The organism is Cryobacterium sp. PH31-AA6 (genome assembly GCF_030063195.1).
Classification (GTDB): domain Bacteria; phylum Actinomycetota; class Actinomycetes; order Actinomycetales; family Microbacteriaceae; genus Cryobacterium.
The window spans coordinates 51239-71072 of the sequence record NZ_JASISS010000004.1; the positions used below are offsets into that span (position 1 = coordinate 51239).

General features: G+C 67.0%; 19 protein-coding genes. 9 read left to right on the forward strand and 10 right to left on the reverse strand.

All coding sequences use genetic code 11. The annotated features are described in order from the left end of the window. Positions 1–3: 3 nt before the first annotated feature. From QMG61_RS04890 to QMG61_RS04900, 3 genes are all read right to left on the reverse strand, one after another. Complete coding sequence (locus tag QMG61_RS04890) at positions 4–1545, reverse strand: glycosyltransferase family 39 protein (RefSeq protein WP_283493216.1); 1542 nt, start codon at positions 1543–1545, stop codon at positions 4–6. A gap of 83 nt (positions 1546–1628) precedes the next feature. Continuing rightward, complete coding sequence (locus QMG61_RS04895; protein WP_283493217.1) at positions 1629–2996, reverse strand: sensor histidine kinase; 1368 nt, start codon at positions 2994–2996, stop codon at positions 1629–1631. A gap of 13 nt (positions 2997–3009) precedes the next feature. After that, positions 3010–3684, reverse strand: coding sequence for a response regulator transcription factor (locus QMG61_RS04900; protein WP_283493218.1), 675 nt, complete (start codon positions 3682–3684; stop codon positions 3010–3012). A 189-nt stretch (positions 3685–3873) separates the two neighbouring features. On the opposite strand from QMG61_RS04900, the gene QMG61_RS04905 reads away from it, so the two are divergent. Then, the gene (locus tag QMG61_RS04905; protein ID WP_283493219.1) at positions 3874–4731 is read left to right on the forward strand and encodes a carbon-nitrogen hydrolase family protein; all 858 of its coding nucleotides are present in this window, start codon (positions 3874–3876) and stop codon (positions 4729–4731) included. Between the two features lie 5 nt (positions 4732–4736). On the opposite strand, the gene QMG61_RS04910 is transcribed toward QMG61_RS04905, so the two are convergent. Both QMG61_RS04910 and QMG61_RS04915 read right to left on the reverse strand, forming a co-directional pair. Continuing rightward, entirely contained in the window at positions 4737–5141 is a 405-nt protein-coding gene (locus QMG61_RS04910) for a DUF7882 family protein (protein WP_283493220.1), read from the reverse strand. A gap of 107 nt (positions 5142–5248) precedes the next feature. Beyond that, positions 5249–6277, reverse strand: coding sequence for an alpha/beta fold hydrolase (locus tag QMG61_RS04915; RefSeq protein WP_283493221.1), 1029 nt, complete (start codon positions 6275–6277; stop codon positions 5249–5251). A 149-nt stretch (positions 6278–6426) separates the two neighbouring features. Here QMG61_RS04915 and QMG61_RS04920 point away from each other — a divergent pair, with 149 nt between their 5' ends. Continuing rightward, complete coding sequence (locus QMG61_RS04920) at positions 6427–7500, forward strand: alkene reductase (RefSeq protein WP_283493222.1); 1074 nt, start codon at positions 6427–6429, stop codon at positions 7498–7500. Between the two features lie 99 nt (positions 7501–7599). Here the strand turns inward: QMG61_RS04920 and QMG61_RS04925 are convergent, their stop codons facing one another. Further along, on the reverse strand, positions 7600–8802 hold the full coding sequence (locus tag QMG61_RS04925; RefSeq protein ID WP_283493223.1) for an aminotransferase class I/II-fold pyridoxal phosphate-dependent enzyme: 1203 nt from the start codon (positions 8800–8802) through the stop codon (positions 7600–7602). A gap of 104 nt (positions 8803–8906) precedes the next feature. Here QMG61_RS04925 and QMG61_RS04930 point away from each other — a divergent pair, with 104 nt between their 5' ends. The 7 genes from QMG61_RS04930 (at position 8907) to QMG61_RS04960 (ending at position 16354) form a co-directional block, all read left to right on the forward strand. Continuing rightward, complete coding sequence (locus tag QMG61_RS04930; RefSeq protein ID WP_283493224.1) at positions 8907–9479, forward strand: hypothetical protein; 573 nt, start codon at positions 8907–8909, stop codon at positions 9477–9479. Between the two features lie 119 nt (positions 9480–9598). Beyond that, positions 9599–10315, forward strand: coding sequence for a hypothetical protein (locus QMG61_RS04935; RefSeq protein WP_283493225.1), 717 nt, complete (start codon positions 9599–9601; stop codon positions 10313–10315). Between the two features lie 122 nt (positions 10316–10437). Then, on the forward strand, positions 10438–12105 hold the full coding sequence (locus QMG61_RS04940) for a S1C family serine protease (protein WP_283493226.1): 1668 nt from the start codon (positions 10438–10440) through the stop codon (positions 12103–12105). 129 nt (positions 12106–12234) lie between these two features. Beyond that, complete coding sequence (locus tag QMG61_RS04945; protein WP_283493227.1) at positions 12235–13299, forward strand: glycosyltransferase family 2 protein; 1065 nt, start codon at positions 12235–12237, stop codon at positions 13297–13299. After that, positions 13296–14108, forward strand: coding sequence for a CDP-alcohol phosphatidyltransferase family protein (locus tag QMG61_RS04950; RefSeq protein WP_283493228.1), 813 nt, complete (start codon positions 13296–13298; stop codon positions 14106–14108). Before QMG61_RS04945 ends, QMG61_RS04950 begins: the two co-directional genes overlap by 4 nt. Continuing rightward, positions 14101–14994, forward strand: a complete 894-nt coding sequence (locus tag QMG61_RS04955) for a glycosyltransferase family 2 protein (protein WP_283493229.1) — start codon at positions 14101–14103, stop codon at positions 14992–14994. The genes QMG61_RS04950 and QMG61_RS04955 overlap by 8 nt, the downstream gene beginning before the upstream one ends. 70 nt (positions 14995–15064) lie before the next feature. Further along, positions 15065–16354: a CDP-glycerol glycerophosphotransferase family protein gene (locus QMG61_RS04960; protein WP_283493230.1), complete on the forward strand. Its 1290-nt coding sequence runs from the start codon at positions 15065–15067 to the stop codon at positions 16352–16354. Here QMG61_RS04960 and QMG61_RS04965 read toward each other — a convergent pair. The 4 genes from QMG61_RS04965 to QMG61_RS04980 all read right to left on the reverse strand — a co-directional run bounded on the left by QMG61_RS04965 (position 16351) and on the right by QMG61_RS04980 (position 19636). Next, positions 16351–17190 (reverse strand): hypothetical protein, encoded by an 840-nt coding sequence (locus tag QMG61_RS04965; protein WP_283493231.1) that lies wholly within the window; start codon positions 17188–17190, stop codon positions 16351–16353. The genes QMG61_RS04960 and QMG61_RS04965 overlap by 4 nt on opposite strands. A gap of 87 nt (positions 17191–17277) precedes the next feature. Continuing rightward, complete coding sequence (locus QMG61_RS04970) at positions 17278–18024, reverse strand: ABC transporter ATP-binding protein (protein WP_283493232.1); 747 nt, start codon at positions 18022–18024, stop codon at positions 17278–17280. Beyond that, positions 18024–18824 (reverse strand): ABC transporter permease, encoded by an 801-nt coding sequence (locus QMG61_RS04975; RefSeq protein ID WP_283493233.1) that lies wholly within the window; start codon positions 18822–18824, stop codon positions 18024–18026. The genes QMG61_RS04970 and QMG61_RS04975 overlap by 1 nt, the downstream gene beginning before the upstream one ends. A gap of 119 nt (positions 18825–18943) precedes the next feature. Continuing rightward, the gene (locus QMG61_RS04980; RefSeq protein ID WP_283493234.1) at positions 18944–19636 is read right to left on the reverse strand and encodes a phosphocholine cytidylyltransferase family protein; all 693 of its coding nucleotides are present in this window, start codon (positions 19634–19636) and stop codon (positions 18944–18946) included. Between the last annotated feature and the right edge of the window lie 198 nt (positions 19637–19834).

Sequence of the window (19834 nt, forward strand, 5' to 3'; positions counted from 1 at the left end):
AAGCTACCTCGTCAGTTCGATGATGATGGTGCGGTTGACGGTCGTCGACCCCGTGACCGTGAATCCGAGCTGTTGAAGGGTCCGAATGTCGCTCCCGGACGTGAACTCCTTGCTTCCCTTGTATTGAAGCACCCAAACCGTCGTCGTGCCGGTGAGGCGATCACCGACCGAGGCCAGCGGCGTCGTCACGTCCCAGAGGGAGCCGGTCGTGTCATAGGCGCGGTCGAGGGTGACGTCTCGCATCCCCAGGAACGCCGACGGGTAGAGGTGGATGGCGAGGCGGGGCTTACGCGACGGACGTACGCTCTCGTCGAAGACGATGGCGTCGCCCGGCTGCGCGCCGGCCCGAACGATGTCCGCGGCCTGCCGCCAATCGCTGCCGCCGTTCTTGCCGTAGTCGCCGCGCTGGGCCTGGTAGGTCGGCAGCATGAGTGACACGATCAGCACCACGATCGAGATCTGCGCCCAACGCGGTTTCAGCCAGGCGACACCGATTCCCACCGCGATGGCGGCGGCCGGGGTGCAGATTGACAGGTAGCGCAGCGAGTACATCGGGGTGACGAAGTGAGTGCCGAACAGGAGAACGGCGCTCGGGAACAGCATCCAGGCCAGCGCGATGGCGAGGAGTTTCCTGGTCGCCGGAGCGCCGGCCAGTCGGCCGCGAAGAAGGTAGGTGATCGCGATGGCCGCGCCGATCAGCACCCAGGCGACGATCGCCAGCGGAACGTTCCCGAACCACTGCTGCACGGCGGCGTCCAGCACCGACTTCTCGGGGCGGCGACCGATGAACGCGATCTGTTCGCGCTGGTTCACCCCCGCGAGCATCACCGGGAGGGCGAGCAGGAGCCCCGCGGAGCTGGCAATGGCCCAGTCGCGGAGCACCCTCCGCCGGTGGGCGCCGGGACGGCTGAGCAGAAAGACGGTGAGAGCCAGCACCGGCACGAGGAGTACAACGTAAAGGAACATGTAGATGCCGGCGGCGAGGAGGGCTGCATAGCCCGACCACAGGCCGACCCGGGCCAGACGGCCCGTCGCCTCGCTGCGCACGATCCGCACCAGCAACACGGTCAGCCAGACGGCGATGGCCGTGGCCATGGCGGTGGACCTGGCCTCTGCTCCCATGTAGGTGACGCGGGGGAGCACGACGAAGACGAGGGCCGAAACGGTTGCCACCGTGGTACCGGTGAGCCGACGGGCGAGCAGGTAGATTCCCGCGGCCGCCACGCCGATGGCAATGGCACTGGGCAACCTGGTCGAGAACTCGCTCGCGCCGAAGGCCTCGATCCAGAAGTGCAGGATCAGGTAATAGGTGCCGTGGACGGCGTCCACATTGCCCAGCATCCGGAAGAGCGACGGCAGGGACCGCTCCGCCGACATGACGCTCGCGGCCTCGTCTCCCCAGTACGACGGCTGCCAGGAACCGAAGGCGGAGACGAGGATGCCGAGCAGGCCAAGCAGTGCGGCCGGCAGCAGGGGACCGCGCGCGGGCGCCAGCTCTGGCCCTGGACGGGCCTCGGTGGTCGGGAGCACGGAGAGGGAAGTCACATGAACACGTTAAGGGACCCGGGTTAACGTTTGCCCGGAGCGGCGGGCCGGAGCCTGCGAAGGCTCTCAGGATGCGCTGCAGGTCAGCGTGCGCGGGTGCGGCGGGGCAGCCTGACCTCCGCGGCGAGCCCGCCGCCGGTGTTCTGGAGCGAGATCGTGCCGTTGGCCCGGTCCACGATGGCGTGAACGATGGCGAGCCCCAGACCGGATCCGGTGCCGCCGCCGGCCCGCGAATGCTCCGGCCTCGAGAAACGATCGAAGGCCACCGGAATGAACCCCTCCGGCATCCCCGGTCCCGTGTCGAGCACCGTGAGTATCGCCTCCTCCCCGGCTCGGCGCAGGGTCACCATGACCGCTCCCTGTCCGTGCATGGCATTGACCGAATTGGAGACCAGATTGTCGACGAGCTGGCCGACGTTGGTGGGCGAAATGGCGTAGCGCCCGTCCGGATCGTCGCCGTCGACGCGGTAGTCGACATCGAGGTCAGCGCCACCCCGCACGAGCCTCGCGCGGTCAACCGACGCGGAAACCTCGGCGACAAGGCCGGTCCAGCTCGTCTCCGGTCGCGCATGGTGCGCTTCCAGCTTGGACAGTTCCAGCAGGTTGGTGGCCAGTCGCGCCAGCCGGTCGACGGTGACGGATGCGTCGGCGATGTCGCGTTCGAGCGCGGGCGCGTCGCCGGAGTTGAGCCGGGCGAGTTCGAGTTGCGATTTGAGGACGGCGAGGGGAGTGCGGAGCTCGTGGCTGGCATCGGACACCACCTGCTTCTCGCGATTGACGCCGCGGCGCAGGCGCCCGATGAAGTCGTTGAGGGTGATGGCGAGTCGGCTCACCTCGTCATTGCCCGCGGGGACCAGTAGATGGTCGGATGCCCCGGCGGTGCTCAGGCTCTCCGCCTCGGCGCGGAGACGGTTCACCGGCCGCAGCGCGGCACCGGTCAGGAGCCACGAGGCCAGGCCGAAGCCGAGGGTGAGCACGATGGTACCGATCGTCAGCACCCGGGTCAGCTCGTCGAGGAGCAGCGACAGCGCCTCCTCATTGCGGGCCGTGATGACCACCCAGTTACCGGTATCGGTGACGGCGGTCGTCGAGGCGACCAGGTAGCGGGTGTTGCCGGTGTCGATGGTCTGTGGATGCTCGCCGATGTCGGCCAGGGAGTCAAGTCGGTTGCTGAGGCTCAGCGGGAGAGACGACCGGTGCAACTCCCCGGCGGGGTCGACCACGGCGATGAGCTGGCCCTCGGTCGGTGCATCGATCGGCTCTGTCGGGTTGCGCACCAGATCAGCGACGAGGGGAGCGGCATCGTTGCGCAGGAGCGTCTCGGTCGTGGCGATCAGGATCGACTGCACCTCGAGGCGGAAGAAGAACGCGGCGGAACTGAACAGCACCGCGGCGATGAGCACACTGCCGATGCTGATGCGGCCCCTGATTGACAGGCCGGGAAGTCTCACCTCGAGGCTTCCATCACGGTGTCAGCTCGACGGCGTAGCCGGCGCCGCGCACGGTGACGATGCGGATGCCCGCCGCGTCAGAGTCGATTTTGCGGCGCAGGTAGCTGATGTATTGGTCGACGATGTTCGGGTCGATGTGCTCCGTACCGTTCCAGATCTCCTCGAGGATCGTCGCTCGCTCGACCGTCTCGCCGGCTCGGTCGCAGAGCAGGCGCAGCAGGGCGACCTCCTTCGGGCTCAGCGAGAGCGTGCGCCCGGCAACGGTCACCTTGAGGTCGCGGGAGTCGATGGCGAGTCGGCCAAGCTCGAGACTGGTCGGGGTTCCCATCGAATGGCGCCGGAGCATGGCGCGCACCCTGGCCGTGAGTTCCGCGAACGCGAACGGCTTGGTCAGGTAGTCGTCTGCTCCGCTGTCGAGGCCGAAGACCCGGTCCTCGACCGTGTCCCGAGCGGTGATCAGGAGCACGGGCATTGTGCTGCCCGAATCGCGGATGCGACGGCAGATTTCGAAGCCGCTCATCTGCGGCAGCATCACATCGATCGCGGCGAGGGCGAAGTCGTCGTTGGCGATCGCGATCAACGCATCCATCCCGTTGGCGGCCCGCACGATCTCGTATCCCTCCGCGTGCAGTCCGCGTTCGATGAGCTCGCCCATCTGGTCATCGTCTTCCACGACCAAGATTTTCATCGGGTGCCTTTCGCTTGCCGGGACCGCGTCACCTCATGCTGGCACGTCACCGCCACTGATGGGCTCGTTGCGGCGCCTCTCATGGAGTTCGGGGCCGAAAATCGCAGGTTTTTGCCAGCCTGCGTGCCGGATCGGCGGTGCGCTCGACGGTACCCGCTCGCCATCAGTGGCGGCAGCTAGGCTGGCGCCATGATCGATACCGTCGCCGCCGACGCAGCAGCCGCTGACTCCGCTGATTCCGCCGGCTCCGCCGTCGGTGTTGCGGTCGCCCAGTTCACACCGGGTGCCGACGCGGCGGCCAACATCGCCGCCATGCGCGCCCTGGCGGCGACCGCGGTCACCCGGGGAGCCCGACTGGTCGTCTTTCCGGAGTATTCGTCCTTCTTCGAGCCCGTACTCGGGCGCTCATTCGTGACGGCGGCGGAGCGGCTGGACGGCGCCTTCGTCACGGCGCTCGGCGCGCTCGCGGCCGAGTTCGGGATTCATGTCGTTGCGGGCATGCTCGAATCCGGCGCTGACCCGGATCGGTTCTCCAACACGCTCGTGGCGCTCAACCCGTCGGGCGACCTGGTCGCGACGTATCGCAAGCTGCACCTCTACGACGCATTCGGAGACCGGGAATCGGACTGGGTGCTGCCGGGAACGATGGAGGCACCGCAAACGTTCGAGGTCGACGGACTCCTCGTCGGGATGCAGACCTGTTACGACATCCGTTTCCCCGAGGTGACGCGCCGCCTCGTCGACGCGGGGGTCGACCTCGTCCTGGTGCCGTCGGAGTGGGTGCGCGGGCCGCTCAAGGAGCACCACTGGCGAACCCTGGTCACCGCTCGCGCACTGGAGAACACGGTCTACCTCGCCGCCGCCGACCACGCCCCGCCCGTCGGCGTCGGCAACAGCATGGTGGTCGACCCGATGGGCGTCGAGCTGGTCACGATCGGCGAGACGACGGATGTCGCGGTCGCCTGGGTTTCGCGGGCGAGGGTCGAGTCGGTTCGGGCCGTCAACCCGTCGTTGGCGCTGCGGCGGTTCACCGTGCTGCCGCGCTAGCGGGCTCAGCTTTCGGCGGCGATCGTATCCTGTGAGGTCGGCGCGTTCCGCACGGCGAACTTCTGTTCCGGCCGGTGACTTCGTTTCGAATTGCCGACATCGTCGGGGTCGGACATTGCGTGCTCCTCCCCGGTGGCCACCAGGCCCTGCGAGCTATTGGCCGAGCGGGTGAGCTGGGCCAGCCAGAGTGGGTTGATCGAGGGCGGTTGCCCGCCGGAGAACTTGAAATACAGGGGGATGGCCGGGTGCAGCCACGCGGAACTGCGGCCGTCGCCGGCCTCGGCCGCGTTACGCCAGGACAGCAGGAAGCTCTCCCCGCGCCGTAATTTCTGTACGATCACGATCTGCAGGTGAGCCAGGATGCGATCGTCGAATTCGACGGTGACCCGGTCATATGTCAAGGAACCCATGGGGTGCCGCTTTCATTTGGTTGCAAAAGCGCTCGTGAGCCTGTGATTCGGTGTGGCCTGGTCTCAGGAACTTCTCGTCACCTCAGTGTGGTCGTATTGACGGCGGTTCACAAGAGAATTGGCGCCTGGGTTGAAACGGGCGCGAGCAGCCGCAGCGTCTCGGCCGGTCGTTCGACGTGGCCGAAGTGCCCGGTGCCGGCGACGGTGTGCGGCACGAAGTCCCCAATGACGCGGCCCAGCCTGATCGCGTCCGATGCGGCGACGAACACGTCGCCGTCACCGTGGGTGGCCGCGACCGGGCATCGGATCCGCGACCAGGCGGCATCCGCGTCGTACCGGCCGGCGAGGGAGGACGCCGCGCCGAAACGGCCCGGTCGCACCTCGACTGCGAGCGCGGAGATCACGCTGGGGTGCACCGCCGCGACCCGGCTGAAGAGGGGAGCGGTCAGCGCACGGAGCGCCTTGAGACGGTCGAGTGCCCGAACGATGGCGGTTCCGGCCCGGCCCAACCGGGCGAGCACGCGCATGACCCCGAGCAGCGCGGTATAGGCGGGCAGGATGCCGAAGTGGGACACGGGGTGCCGCACGCTCTCGATGACGGAGTAGGTCGTTGCCGAGACGAGGCCCACCGATTTGGTCTCGGCAACGAAGGCCGCGGCCAGTTCCAAGGCGATGAAGCCTCCCATCGAGTGGCCGAGCACCCGCCAGCGGCGATAGCCGAGCGCCTCGGCGACCTCCGCGACGAGGGCGGCCGTCGCCTCGATGCTGGGGCCGCCGGCATCCGGGTCGAGCGTACTGTCGCCCCAACCGGGCAGATCGGGGATGATCAGGTCGGTGAAACCGGGGGTCGAGGCGGCGTCCGCGGCGGTGAGCAGCGGTGTCCAGGTCGTCCAGGACCCGGCGGCGCCGTGGAGCAGGATCGTCGCGGTGTCGCTGTCGGTGCGGCGGCCGTGGCGCACCGTGATGTCCCCGCCGCGAAGCCGCATCGTGCTGGTCGTGAGACCGAAGCGGCGCGGATTGGTGGAGAGCGGGTATGGGCAGTACCGGTCGACTGCCGGTGGGGTGGCCACCTGTGCTCCGGAAGCATCCGGGGGCGCCGGATCGGTGTCCGGGGGGCGCGCCAGGAGGATGGTCATGACAGAGGTTCGTTACGGACGAAGTGTCGGATTGCCCGGTTCGGCGGAATAGTTCCGGCCGGAAGCCCGTTGCCCTCAGGGGCACCCGCCGGAGAATCGGCGGCGGCGTCTCGCCGCCCGATCGTGCCCGCCAGACAGAAAGAGCAACCGTGAATCTTTTCTCCCCTCTCACCCTCGGTGAGCTTGAACTTCCCAACCGCCTCGTGATGGCGCCCCTGACCCGGGTGCGCTCGGGCGTTGAGGGAGTGCCGGGTCCGCTTGTCGTCGAGCACTACCGCCAGCGCGCGACCCTGGGCCTGATCGTCACCGAAGGCACCTACCCGAGCCATGTCGGCCAGGGTTTCCCCGGGCAGCCCGGGCTGGTCACCCCGGAGCAGATCGAGGGATGGACCAATGTCGCCACCGCCGTGCACGCCGCGGGGGGACGCCTCGTCGCCCAGGTGATGCACGCCGGCCGGGTCACTCACCCGGCCACGAACGGTGGCCGTGAGGTCGTCGCCCCGAGCGCGATTGCCATCGCCGGTGAGACCCATTCCTACGACGGAAAGCATGCCTACCCCGTTCCTCGCGCACTGCGTGCAGACCAGCTGCCCGCGGTGATCGCCGAGTTCGTTCAGGCCTCCAGGAACGCCATCGCCGCCGGGCTCGACGGGGTCGAAATCCACAGTGCCAATGGCTACCTTCTGCACGAGTTCCTGTCGCCGGCGTCGAACCAACGCACGGATGCCTTCGGCGGCTCGCCGGAGAACCGCGCGCGCTTCGTGATCGACGTCGTCACCGCCGTGGCCGAGGCCATCGGCGCCGGTCGGGTCGGCATCCGCATCTCACCGGAACACAACATCCAGGACGCACTCGAGCCGGATGCCGCCGACGTCACCGCCACCTACGGCGCCCTCGCGGACGCCCTCGCGCCGTTGGGCCTGGCCTACCTGAGCATCCTGCACAAGGAACCGGCCGGTGAGCTCGTGCAGGGCCTCCGCGCTCGCTTCGGCGGACCGGTGATGGTCAACAGCGGATTCGGCGGCATCACCACGAGGGCAGAGGCGATGGCGGTCATCGCCGACGACCTGGCCGACGCTGTTGTCGTCGGGCGGGCCGCGATCGCGAACCCCGACCTCGTGCGCCGCTGGTTGAACGACCTGCCGCAGAACACCCCGGATCCGCTCACCTTCTACGGTGCCGGCGCCGAGGGCTACACCGACTACCCGGCCCTGCAGCACTAACCCCGGCTTACTCGCATAACTCCTGCTATTTCGGCCCGGCTTCCGGATCGCCCTCGGAAACACGGGGCGCCGGATGTCGCGGCCCGCGATCTGCAGGAGTTATGCGCCGGCCGTGAGTCCGGCCAGTTGCACGGAGGCACGCTGGAGCACGTCGACTCGTTTGCAGAAGGCGAAGCGCACCAGAGAGGCATACTCGGTGCGGTGCTCCGGTGAGCAGAATGCGGCGATCGGAACGGCGACCACCCCGGCGAGGGCCGGCAGTGCCCGGCAGAATTCGGCGCCGTCCGGGTAACCGAGTGGGGCGGCATCCGCCACGATGAAGTACGAGCCATCAGGGCGGCTGACCGTGAACCCCGCGGCGATGAGCCCGCGCTCGAGAACGTCCCGCTTGAATCGAAGGTCGGCGGCGATCCCCGCGTAGAAGCCGTCCGGAAGGTCCAGCCCCGCGGCGATCGCCGGTTGGAACGGCGCCCCATTCACGTAGGTCAGGAACTGCTTCACGGCGAGGACCGCAGTGACCAGCGGCTCCGGGGCGGTGAGCCAACCGATCTTCCAGCCGGTGGTGTTGAATGTTTTGCCGCCGGAGGAGATGGTGATCGTTCGCGAGGCCGCGCCCGGAAGTGTCGCGATCGGAATGTGTGGCACGCCGAAGGTGAGGTGCTCGTAGACCTCATCGGTGACGATTACGGCGCCGTGCCGTTCGGCGAGTTCGACGATCAACTGCAGCGTTTCCACCGGGAAGATCGCGCCGGTCGGGTTGTGCGGGTTGTTCACGATGATCAGCCGGGTGCGGTCGCTGACCATTGCCCGCAGCTCATCCAGATCGGGTTGGAAATCGGGCGCCCGCAGGCGCACGGTGCGGTGCACTCCGCCGCCGAGGGCGATCAGGGCGCCATACGCGTCATAGAACGGCTCGAAGGTGACGACCTCGTCGCCGAGTTCAATCAGGGCCAGGATAGTGGCGGCCAGGGCCTCGGTCGCCCCCGCCGTGACCAGGACCTCGGTGTCGGGGTTCGGAGTCAGCCCGTAGAAGCGGTGCTGGTGCCGGGCGACGGCCTCGCGCAGCACGGGAAGCCCCCGGCCGGGTGGGTACTGGTTGACGCCGTCCCTGATTGCCTGCTGAGCGGCCTCGAGCACCTCGGGCGGACCATCCTCGTCGGGGAAGCCCTGGCCGAGGTTGATCGCGCCGGTTCTGGCCGCGAGGGCGCTCATCTCCGCAAAGATGCTCGCCGCGACCGTGCCGCCTGCGGCGAGGAGGCCGGCGCCTCGCGCGGTGCGCCGCCAGGCGCCGGGGATCGTCATCGTCTCGCCTGCATTCTTCCACGCTACGACATCTTCTTTCGGGCCCGCACTCCGGCCTGTGCACAGTTCGCCCGGCTTCGCCGAAATCGTTCTACGGTGTGCGCATGCGGTTCGTCAGTCGTTGCCGACCGGTCATGGGCGCCATGGCTCTCGTCGGCATGCTCGCGCTCGCCGGCTGCGCGCCGCAACCGGCTCCTCCGAGCCCGTCTGCCACGACGGCAATGGATGCCCCGGTCTTCGCCTCGGACGCCGAGGCTCTCGCGGCAGCCACCGCCGCCTATGCGGCCTACCTGCAAACGATAGACGCAGTTCTGGCGAACGGTGGACGTGAGGTCAGCCCACTGTCGGACGTCGCTGTCGGCGATGCTCTAAGCGCGGAGGTTGGGACGGCTCAAAACTACGCCGAGAAGGAGTACCGGTCAGTTGGCTCCACAACATTTGACTCAGTCCAGATCCAAGCGATCACCGATGATGGGAGCGGCAATGTCTTGGTTAGCACTTACCTCTGTTCAGACCTTTCGAATGTGGACGTGCTCGAAAAAGGGGGCACCAGCATTGTGCCGGCAGATCGCGTCGACAGATTTCCGCTTCAAGTTGTATTTCAGAACTCACAGGTCGCGTCTCCTGGACTCAAGATTTCATCGAGCGTGACATGGACCGGCACCAATTTCTGCTAACGGCCGCAGTGGCCGTTTCCGTCTCGTTCCTAAATCTTGGAGTGGGCGATTCTGCGACTGCTGAAACGGGGCAATGCTCGCAAGGGGACTTACGAGCGGGCCTCTGTCCACCACCGGCTGTGAGCGGCACGGTCAACGGCGGCGGGGTAGACCTGTCCGCCGGGTTCGACACCGTTTCGGGCGGCGGCGGGGGCGGGAACGCCGGTGGCTACGACGGTGCTGCTTCGGCCGGGGACTCCGCGACCGGTGGCGGAGTCCAACCGGGTGCGGGTGGTCCTCCGGGACCGAACACGATCGTGCGGGACTGGTTCACCGTCAACTGTGTTTCCGGCACGCCATGCGATCCGAACCTGGTCGTGAGCGTGAGCGATCTCGTCAACTTCCGACCCGCTGCCCCGACCCAGCAGATGGAGCCGCGCGGCTGGAGCGTTGTCGGTCTGCCGACTAACTTCATCGCCACTGCCGCCGTGCACTCCCGCTCCGGGGCGCTGCTCGGATTTCCGGCCGAGGTGCGCTTCACCCCGGTCGGCTTCCGCTGGGATTATGGGGACGGCCAGGGCCGTGACTCAGCCGACGGCGGCGCGACCTGGGCGGCACTGAACCTTCCCGAGTTCTCCGACACGCCCACCAGCCACACCTTCACGGGAACCGGCGGGTACTCGATCAGTCTCAGCGTCCTCTCCTCGGCCGAATACCGCTTCGCCGGGATTCCCTGGCGCACCGTGCGCGGCACACTGGCCGTGCCGACCAGCCCCCTCGGCGTGGTGGTCGCCGAGGCGCACACCGTGCTCGTCAACCGGGGCTGCACCGGCTATGCGGCGGGCCCGGGCTGCTGACGCCGATGCGGTCACCTACCTTGCGGGGAAGGTCACGGCTTCATCATTGAATGCTCCCAGCCTGCACAAACCATTCACTCAGGTTCGGGCGCGAAGCTGGCATCGCTTGGAAGGAGCACACTATGACAGACAACACGCAGGACTCCGGCACCAACCCGGATCACCGCGACGACGCAATTCCGATCGAAGTCAACGCCGCCGGGGAAGCCGAAGCTCCGACAGAACACGCCGAAACCGTTGCGCCCGCCCAGAACGAGCCGGAGCAGCCGACCGCCGTGCAGCCGACCGACGTGCAGCCGACCGACGTGCAGCCGACCGAGGTCCTGACGGATGCGGCTCAGCCCGCCGCCGCGCCCGCCGCCGCGCCCGCCGCCGCGCCCGCCGCCGCGCCGTCCGAAGCCGGCCGCGCCCAGCAGCCCTACCAGGCCCACGAGACCACCCCCTACGCCACCGATGCCTTCGGCCGTCCGCTGCCGGGCGACCCCGGCACTCCCCACTACTACGCCCCGAACGCGGCGCCGCAGGCCTACGCCACGGCAGACGGACTGCCGCACACCGCGTCCGGTCAGGCGAAGAACCCCGCGAACCGCAAGGGAAGCATCGCCCTGGTTGCCGCGCTGGCCATCGGCGCCCTCGTCGGCGGCGCATCCGGCGCCGGCGTGACCGCGTTCGTGCTGACCAACCAGAGCTCCGGCATCCCCGTCAATCAGGCGCAGGGACCGAGCAACGTGGTCGTCAACAACTCCACCAGCGTCAACCAGATCACCGCCGTGGCCGCGAAGGCGTCGCCCAGCGTGGTCACGATCGAGGCCAGCAGCGGCAACTCCGGCGGCACCGGCTCGGGCGTCGTACTCACCGAAGACGGCTACGTCCTCACCAACACGCACGTCGTCACTCTCGACGGCGCCGCAGCCGACGCGACCCTCCAGGTCAAGAGCAGCGACGGCAAGCTCTACGCCGCCACCATCGTCGGCACCGACCCGATCTCCGACCTCGCCGTGGTGAAGCTCACCGACGCCAAGGGACTCAGCCCGATCACCTTCGCCGACTCGAGCAAGCTCAATGTCGGAGACACCGCCATCGCCATCGGCGCCCCGCTCGGCCTGTCGGGAACCGTCACCGACGGCATCGTGAGTGCGCTCAATCGCAGCATTTCGATTGCCTCCTCGGCCGCACCCACGACGCCGGACGCGACCGCTCCCGGCGACCAGAGCCCGTTCTTCTTCGATCTGCCCAACAAGGACGGCACCCAGTCCCCGCAACAGGGTGCGTCGAACTCCGGCTCCATCTCCCTGCCGGTCATCCAGACGGATGCCGCGATCAACCCCGGCAACTCCGGCGGGGCCCTGCTCAACGCCAAGGGCGAGCTGATCGGCATCAACGTGGCCATCGCCAACGCGGGCGGTTCGTCGACCACGGCGGCCGGCAGCATCGGCGTCGGGTTCTCGATTCCGTCGAACCTGGCCAAGCGGGTCTCTGACGAGTTGATCGCCAACGGCAAGGCCACCCACGGCCTGCTCGGGGCGAGCGTGACCAGCGCGGCCAGCAACCCGAAGAGCACCACCGTCGGCGCGTTGATCAGTGAGGTGTCGTCCGGAGGGGCCGCCCAGAAGGCGGGCCTGCAGAAGGGCGATGTCATCACCAACTTCAACGGGTTCCCGATCACCGACGCGAATGACCTCACCGCCCAGGTGCGTGCGCTCGCTGCCGGTGACAAGGCCGAACTGATCTACGTTCGTGGCGGCAAGTCCGTCACCGTGTCCGTCACCGTCGGGCAGCTCGCCAGCTGACCGAGCGCTCCTTCCTTCCTCTGCGCCGCCGGCTTTCTGCCGGCGGCGCAGTTCTGCGTTCCGGGGGTCACGCATGGGTGGCAAAGTCGCGGCTGGTAGGCTCAAGCGACCCTCCGGAGGATTGCAAAAATGACCAGCCAGGTGCCACCTCGCGGAGACACGCCGCTGCTCGGCGTCTCCTATGTGATGCCCGTGCTCAACGACGTCACCCACGTGCGCGATGCGGTGCTCAGCCTCCTCCATCAGGACTACACCGGACCGTTCGAGGTCACCCTTGCTCTCGGGCCCAGCATCGACGGCACCACGGAACTCGTCGAGGAAATGGCGGCCGTCGACTCGCGCATCCGGGTCGTCGAAAACGAGGTCGGATCGACGCCCGCCGGGCTGAACATCGCCATCAGGGCCTCGCAGTATCCGGTCGTGATCCGCGTGGATGCCCATTCCGTGCTTCCTGCCGACTACGCCCGCATCGCGGTGGAGACGCTCGAACGCACCGGGGCGGACAACGTCGGCGGAGTCATGGACGCGCAGGGTGAGAGTCCGTTCCAGAAGGCCGTCGCCCGCGCATACGGCACGAAGATCGGGCTGGGCGGAACGCCCCTTCACGTCGGTGGCCCGGAAGGCAAGGCGGAGACCGTCTACCTGGGCTGTTTCCTGATGGACAGTCTGGTTCGGGTCGGCCTCTTCGACGAGGGCATCAAGCGAGGCCAGGACTGGGAACTGAACCGACGCATCCGCGACCTCGGCGGGACCGTCTGGTTCACGCCGCGTCTGCGCGTCGTCTACCGCCCGCGTCCGAGCCTGGCCCGTCTGGCCAGACAAATGGTGTCAACCGGTCTCTGGCGCGGGGAACTCGCCCGGCGCTTCCCGGCGTCCAACGGCATCCGCTACTTCGCCCCTCCCGTGATGGTGCTCGGCGTCGTGTTGGGGCTGATTCTCGGCCTGGCCGGAATAGTCTCCGCGCTCACGGGCGGCACTGCAGCGTGGCTCCTGCTCGGTTTCGCCGCGCCGGCGCTCTACCTCCTCATCGACCTCGTCGCCACCGTGGCCGTCACCCGGCCGGACGGGTTTCGTGCCGGGCTCTGGTTTCTCGTAGTCTTGCCGAGCATCCACTTCTGCTGGGGCATCGGATTCCTGCTCGGATATCTGAAACTCACCACCAATATCACGGCCCACACCCGGAGGCACCCATGACGCCAGGAACACCCGCGTCTGCACGACCTTCCTCGATCGCCGAGCTGCGAGCCGTGGCCCAGCCGCCCGAGGTCCGCCTGCGGGCGAACGCGGAGCACTGGACCGCGTCGCTGTACCTGCGCGACATCTCGCCCTACATCACCTGGCTGTTTCTTAAGACGCGGATCACCGCCAACGGGGTCACCGGACTGATGATCCTGGTCGGCTGGTCGACGGCCGCCGCGCTGCTGATCCCGGGAGTCTGGGGCGCGCTGCTGGCGCTCATCCTCGGTCAGCTGCAGATGCTCGTCGACTGCTGCGATGGCGAAGTGGCACGCTGGCGCAAGCAGTCCTCGCCTGCCGGGGTATTCCTCGACAAGGTCGGTCATTACACGACCGAGGCGCTGATCCCGATCGCCTTCGGTATTCGCGCGGCGGCCTACCCGTTCGAGGCTCCGGCCGACCTGCTCTGGACCACCCTGGCCCTGCTCCTCGCCCTCATCATCGTGCTGAACAAGGCCCTCAACGATATGGTGCACGTGGCCAGGGCGAATGCAGGGCTCACCAAACTGTCCGACACGCGCGGGGAGAAGACGCTCACCTCGAGCCGCCTCGCGCAGGTGCGCCGACTCGTGCGGTTCGTGCCCTTCCACCGCCTGTACCACTCGGTCGAACTCACCATGCTGATCTTCGTGGCGGCCATCCTCGGCAGCTTCATCGGCGAGCCCCTCGTCGACCGGATCGTGCTGATCGCACTCATCCCGCTGGCGTTCCTGGCCCTCGTCGGCCACTTCGTCGCCATCATGGCCTCCAAGCGTGTCCGTGCCTGAGACCGTCCCGATCGGGCCCGCCACCCCAACGGTCGGCGTCGTCGTGCTCACCCAGGGCACCCGGCCTGACGACCTGAGCCGCGGCATCCGTTCACTGCTCGACCAGCAGGATGTCCACCTCGATATCGTCTGCGTCGGTAACGGCTGGCAGCCGGACGGCCTGCCGGCGGGGGTCAAATCCCTCGGGCTGCCGACCAACCTCGGGATTCCGGCCGGACGCAATCGTGGGGTCTCCTCCGTTGCCGGTGAATTCCTGTTCTTCCTCGACGACGATGCGAGCATCCCCGACCCCCGTTTTCTCTCTGAGGCGGTCGCCATGCTCCGCGCCGACCCGACCATCGGCCTCGTGCAACCGAGAGTGGTTGACCCATCAGGCATCGTCTCGCCCCGTCGGTGGATCCCGCGCATCCGAAAAGGTGAGGCCACGCATTCCAGTAACGTCTTTTCGGTCTGGGAAGGCGCGGTGCTCCTGCCCCGGACGGTCTTCGACGCGACAGGCGGCTGGGCGGAACCGTTCTTCTATGCCCACGAGGGCATAGAACTCGCCTGGCGCGTCTGGGATCTTGGCCTGCGCACCTGGTACGCGGGAGATCTTGTCGCCAATCACCCGGTGATCGAGCAGACGAGGCACGCCGACTACTACCGGCTCAACGCCCGCAACCGGGTCTGGCTCGCCCGCCGCAACCTCCCCGCACTTTTCGTGCCCGTCTATGCGGGCGCCTGGTTGGGCATCCAGCTCCTGCGCTGGTCACGCAACAGGCCGGCCCTCCGGGCGTGGTTCGGTGGTTTCCGCGAGGGCTGGACCACCGACCCGGGGGAGCGGCGGCCGCTCAAGGCACGCACCGTCTGGCGGATGACCCTCGCCGGTCGACCGCCGATCGTCTGATTCGGCGCTGCACACCCCTTCGGGGGCTTGCGCGGAGCCGTCGGCCGGTCTCAATCGGTACTCTTGACTAGTGGGTATACAAAGCGACGTCAGACGCGCATTCAAGCTGGTCAGGGACGTCAAAGCATCACGCAAGGCTCAACGGCTCCTCAACGGACGGTTGGCGACCCGTGATCTACGGCCGGACCAGCACTTCAAGATCGCGGTCTACTTCGCAGATGGCGACGTCAACCTCTACCAGATGCGTCAGTGGTACAAGCCGCTGGCGAAGCTCGCCGAGAAATGGCCCGTTCTCATCCTCAGCCGGAGCGGCAACGGTGCCCTGCCACTGATGGAAGAGGCGCCAGTGCCGGTCGCGTACGTGCGAAAGGTCGCCGACCTCGAGCGCCTGCTCGACGAGCAGGACATCCGGATCGTGCTCTACGTCAACCAGAACCCGCGTAACTTCCAGATGATGCGTTACGGGCGCCGCTGGCACGTTTTCATCAACCATGGTGAGAGCGACAAGATGTACATGGTCACGAACCAGATCAAGGCCTACGACTATGCCTTCGTCGCCGGGGATGCCGCGCTGGCCCGCCTCGACAAGGTTCTCTGGGATTACGACTTCGACAAGCGGGCGCTCAAGATCGGGCGGCCGCAGGCGGACCATTACAGCGGGACGCTCCCGTACACCCCCGACGAACGCCAGGTCGTGCTCTACGCCCCGACCTGGGAGGGCGACCGGCCGGCTGCCGCGTACGGCTCGATCGCGACCCACGGTGTGGCGCTCGTGACGGCCCTGCTGGCCACGGGACGACACCGGGTGATCTACCGCCCGCACCCGCGTAGTGGTGTCGTGGACGGGGACTACGCGGCTGCGAACCGTCAGATCATTGCGGCGATCGCCGCGGCCAACTCGCGGGATGCGCGGGCGAGGCACATCTACGACGCCAGCCCCGACCTCGGCTGGCAACTTTCGGCAGCGGATGTGGCCATCGTGGACATTTCGGCCATGGTGTACGACCGCCTCGCCGCAGGCAAGGCCCTCCTGGTGACGCGCCCGGTGAACCCCAGTGCCCAGATCGATACCAGCGGCTACCTGTCGGACTGCGAGTGGTTGGATGCCGGCGCGGCAGGGGACATCGTGAGCGTCGTGGACGACCTGACCCATGACAGCGAGGCGGAACAGCGACTGGCCGTGTGGGTGGAACGATACTTTGGGGACACCCGCGCTGGGGTCGCCACGGAGCGATTCCACGCTGCAGTGCAGCACCTGATGGACGAATGGGAACGGTTCGACGCGATGCACCCGACGGCGGTGGGCGCCGACGTTCTCGATGCGGATCCGGCAAACGTGGACGACGCCGACAACACCTAGTCCGGCTTCGGTGCTTCGCCGCTGTCGACCAAGGTCGTCCGCTCGGCACTGGCGCGTCTCAGCGCCCTGGACACCAGGCCGGGCGTGGTCGGCCGCACCCTCGGCTCCAGCTCGGGACGGAATTCGACCGGAGCCTGCCCGAACGCCAGCCGCGACGAGTGGATGATCCGCTTGCCCAGAATGTGATTGCCTGCGCCGCCCACGACCGCCCCGACCCCGAACGGCAACGCCTTTCCCATCAGGCTGGCGCCGCCTCTGGCCGCGAATTGTTTGATGAATGCGTTCCGCAGCCGATCGGTGAGCGGCCCCATGACGGCCCGGGGGAGGCTGGTCGTCACGAGCTCTCCCCAATAAACGCTGCGTCCCGCCCCGGTTCCGGTGTATTGGCCGGAGAGTTGGCGAACCAGGGCCGATCCTTCGTGTCCGAGCATCATGGTCATCACCAGTGCCCGTGCCCGCTCGGGGTCGTCGACGGTGATTCCATGCACCTCGCTGACCGACTGGGTGAACAGGGCCGTGGCCTCGAGGAAACCGGCGGTCTCGACTCCGGACAGCGCCAGCGTGATTCCGGTTCCGACGCCCGGGATCACGGCCGTCGCGCCGACGGCAGCGCCCCCGGTCGTCACCGCGGCGAGGTAGCGCCGCTCGAGGACCCGAACGATCTCAACGGGTCCCGCGTGGGGCGATCGACGGCGGATGGACCGAATGTGAGCGAGGACAGCGGGGCGGTGAATCGCCAGGACCCGGTCGAAGCTCCTGGTGAGCGTGGGCGGTAGTTGGCCGCCGCGGGGTAGCCCGCCGGTGGACGACACGATCGGTTCCTGTTTTCTGGCCATCACTCGGCTCTCCTTCGGCTCCCGACGAGTTTACGTGCCGGTACTGAAAACTGCCCGACCCCGGTGGGGGAATGCGCAGGGGCACGGTCACGCAGGTTTGATGCCGTACTGGGTGTTGTAGAGCGCGAGGACGTCGTCGATGGGACCGTCCAGCGCGAGCGCTCCCTTGTCCAGGTACAGGCCTCGGGTGCAGAACCGGCGCAGGTCCCGTTCGTTGTGGGAGACGAAGAACAGGGTGCGCCCTCCTGCGAGGAGTTCCTCGATCCTCCGGTAGCACTTCTCGCGGAATGCCTTGTCGCCGACGGCCAGCACCTCGTCGACGAGCAGGACGGGTTCTTCAAGGCGTGAGATCACGGCGAAGGCGATACGCACCTTCATCCCGCTGGACAGGTGCTTGTACGGGGTGTCGATGAAGTCGCCGATCTCGGCGAAGTCCAGGATGTCGTCGAAGCGCGCGTCGACCTGGCTGCGGGTCATGCCGTGCAGGCCCGCCGTGAGGTAGACGTTGTCTCGCACGGTGAGATCGTCCACGAAGCCACCGGTGATCTCAATCAGCGGCGCCACCCCCTCGGTGACGTGCACGGTGCCCTCGTCGGGCAGGACGACGCCCGTGACCAGTTTGAGCAGGGTGGACTTGCCCTGGCCGTTGCGGCCGACCACACCGATCGCTTCGCCCCGCTGAACGGTGAAGGAGACGTCGCGGAGGGCCCAGAACTCGTCGGGACGGCTTCTTCGGCGACCGCCCGCAAAGAGGTCCTTGAAGTTTCGGCGCCCGCGGCGATTGCGCCGGAAACGGATGCCGACTCCGGTCAGCGAAATGACTGGCGCCTGCACTAGATCTCCTTCAGGACTGCGCGCTCGGTGCGCTTGAAGACCAGGATCCCGAGGCCGAGCAGGGCCAAGGACATCCCGGCGCTGATGCCGACGGTGAGCCAGTCCAGGTTGTCGGGGAAGAATGCCGCCCGGTAGAGGCCGAAGATCCCGCTCAGCGGGTTGAACGCCGCCCAGAAGTGAAGACTGGAGGGAAGATCCGTGGTGCTGTAGATGATCGGGGAGGCGTAGAACAGGAACCGGAGTACGAGCTTGACGGCCCGTTCAAGGTCGCGGAAGAAGACCACGAGCGGCGCCACCATGAGTCCGACACCGATGGTCAGCACCGTCTGGATCAGGATGGCCAGGGGGAACAGGAACGCCCCGGTCGTGATCGGAGCACCGGCCAGAATCGCGAAGAAGATCAGAACCGGGATCGAAGCGAGGAACTCGATCCCCTTGGACAACACCAGACGATTGACCCAGATTGTGCGGGGGATCCGAGTGGAGCGGATGAGCTTGGCCTCCCGCAGGAAAGCCCTGGTGCAGTCCGAGACTGTGCCGTTGAACCACATCCACGGCAGCAGGGCCGAGAGCAGGAAGATGATGTACGGCTGATGGCCCACCCCGCGGCTGAAAACCTGCGTGAAGACGAACCAGTAAATGCCGGCCATGACCAGCGGGTCGAGGATCGACCAGAAATAGCCCAGGAGCGAGGTTGAATACCGTACCCGAAGGTCGCGCTGAGTCAGCAACCAGAGCGAATGCCGGTAGCGCGCGAATGATGTGCGTTGCTCGGGGCGCACTTCAGCAGGACTACTCACTCGACCAATCGTAGGTGAGGTGGGACCGCTGCGACTCCACTCGGGGCTGCGGCGAGTCTTCGGTACGAAAAGACCCCCCGCAGGTGAGTCGCGGGGGGTCTTTCGCTGTCCATTCGCGCTTAGACGAAGAGGTTCGCCCGTTCCAGGTCTTCCGCGAAGTCGACCTCGACCGCGTAGAAGTCGGAGATGTCGAGCGGCTCGACCAGGAGGTTGTTCTTCTCGATCGCGAGTTCGATGCCGCGCTCGAAGTAGTCCTGGTCGCCGACCTTGGAGAGGTGGTGAAGCAGCACGGCCTTGTAGGCGCTGGAGATGTAGTTGATGCCGACCGCTTCGCCGAGGCCGCCCTTGACGGTCTTCGAAAGCTCCTTGATGTAGCCCTCCGCGCTGGTCGTGTACTTGACCTCTTCGTCGGACACCTTTGAGGTGTTGACGGTCACGAACGACTGGTCGCGGGCAACCATGGCCGCGGCGCGGTCGAGGATGGCCGGGTCGAAGACGACGTCGCCGTTCATCCACAGCACTCCGCCGGTGCTCGAGGCCTGAAGGGCGCGCATGAGGCTCTTCGAGGTGTTCGTCTGGTCGTACTCTTCGTTATAGACGAAGGATGCCTGCGGGAACGCCTCGATGATGTGCTCAAGCTTGTATCCGACGACGATGGTGACCTTGGCCTTCTTGCCGAAGGCGTGCGCGATGTTGTCGAACTGCTGCTGCATGATCGTTCGACCGTCGTTGAGCTCGGTGAGCGGCTTCGGAAGCGAACGACCGAGTCTGCTTCCCATGCCTGCTGCCAAAATGACTACCTGGGTGGTCACGATTGTCTCCTAAAAAAAGATGGAGCGACCCGTGCATACGACTCTTGTTTCGAACAAGTTTGTCTTGGGTTCACTCATAAGTTCACGTAAAGACACGCCGTTATGCCAGCGCTAGTCTAACCTATGCCCACTATTGGGGGGAAGAGGCGGTTCCAGAGTGTGTTCATTTCGTGACCGAGGCTGCTGATCTGCCCCGGG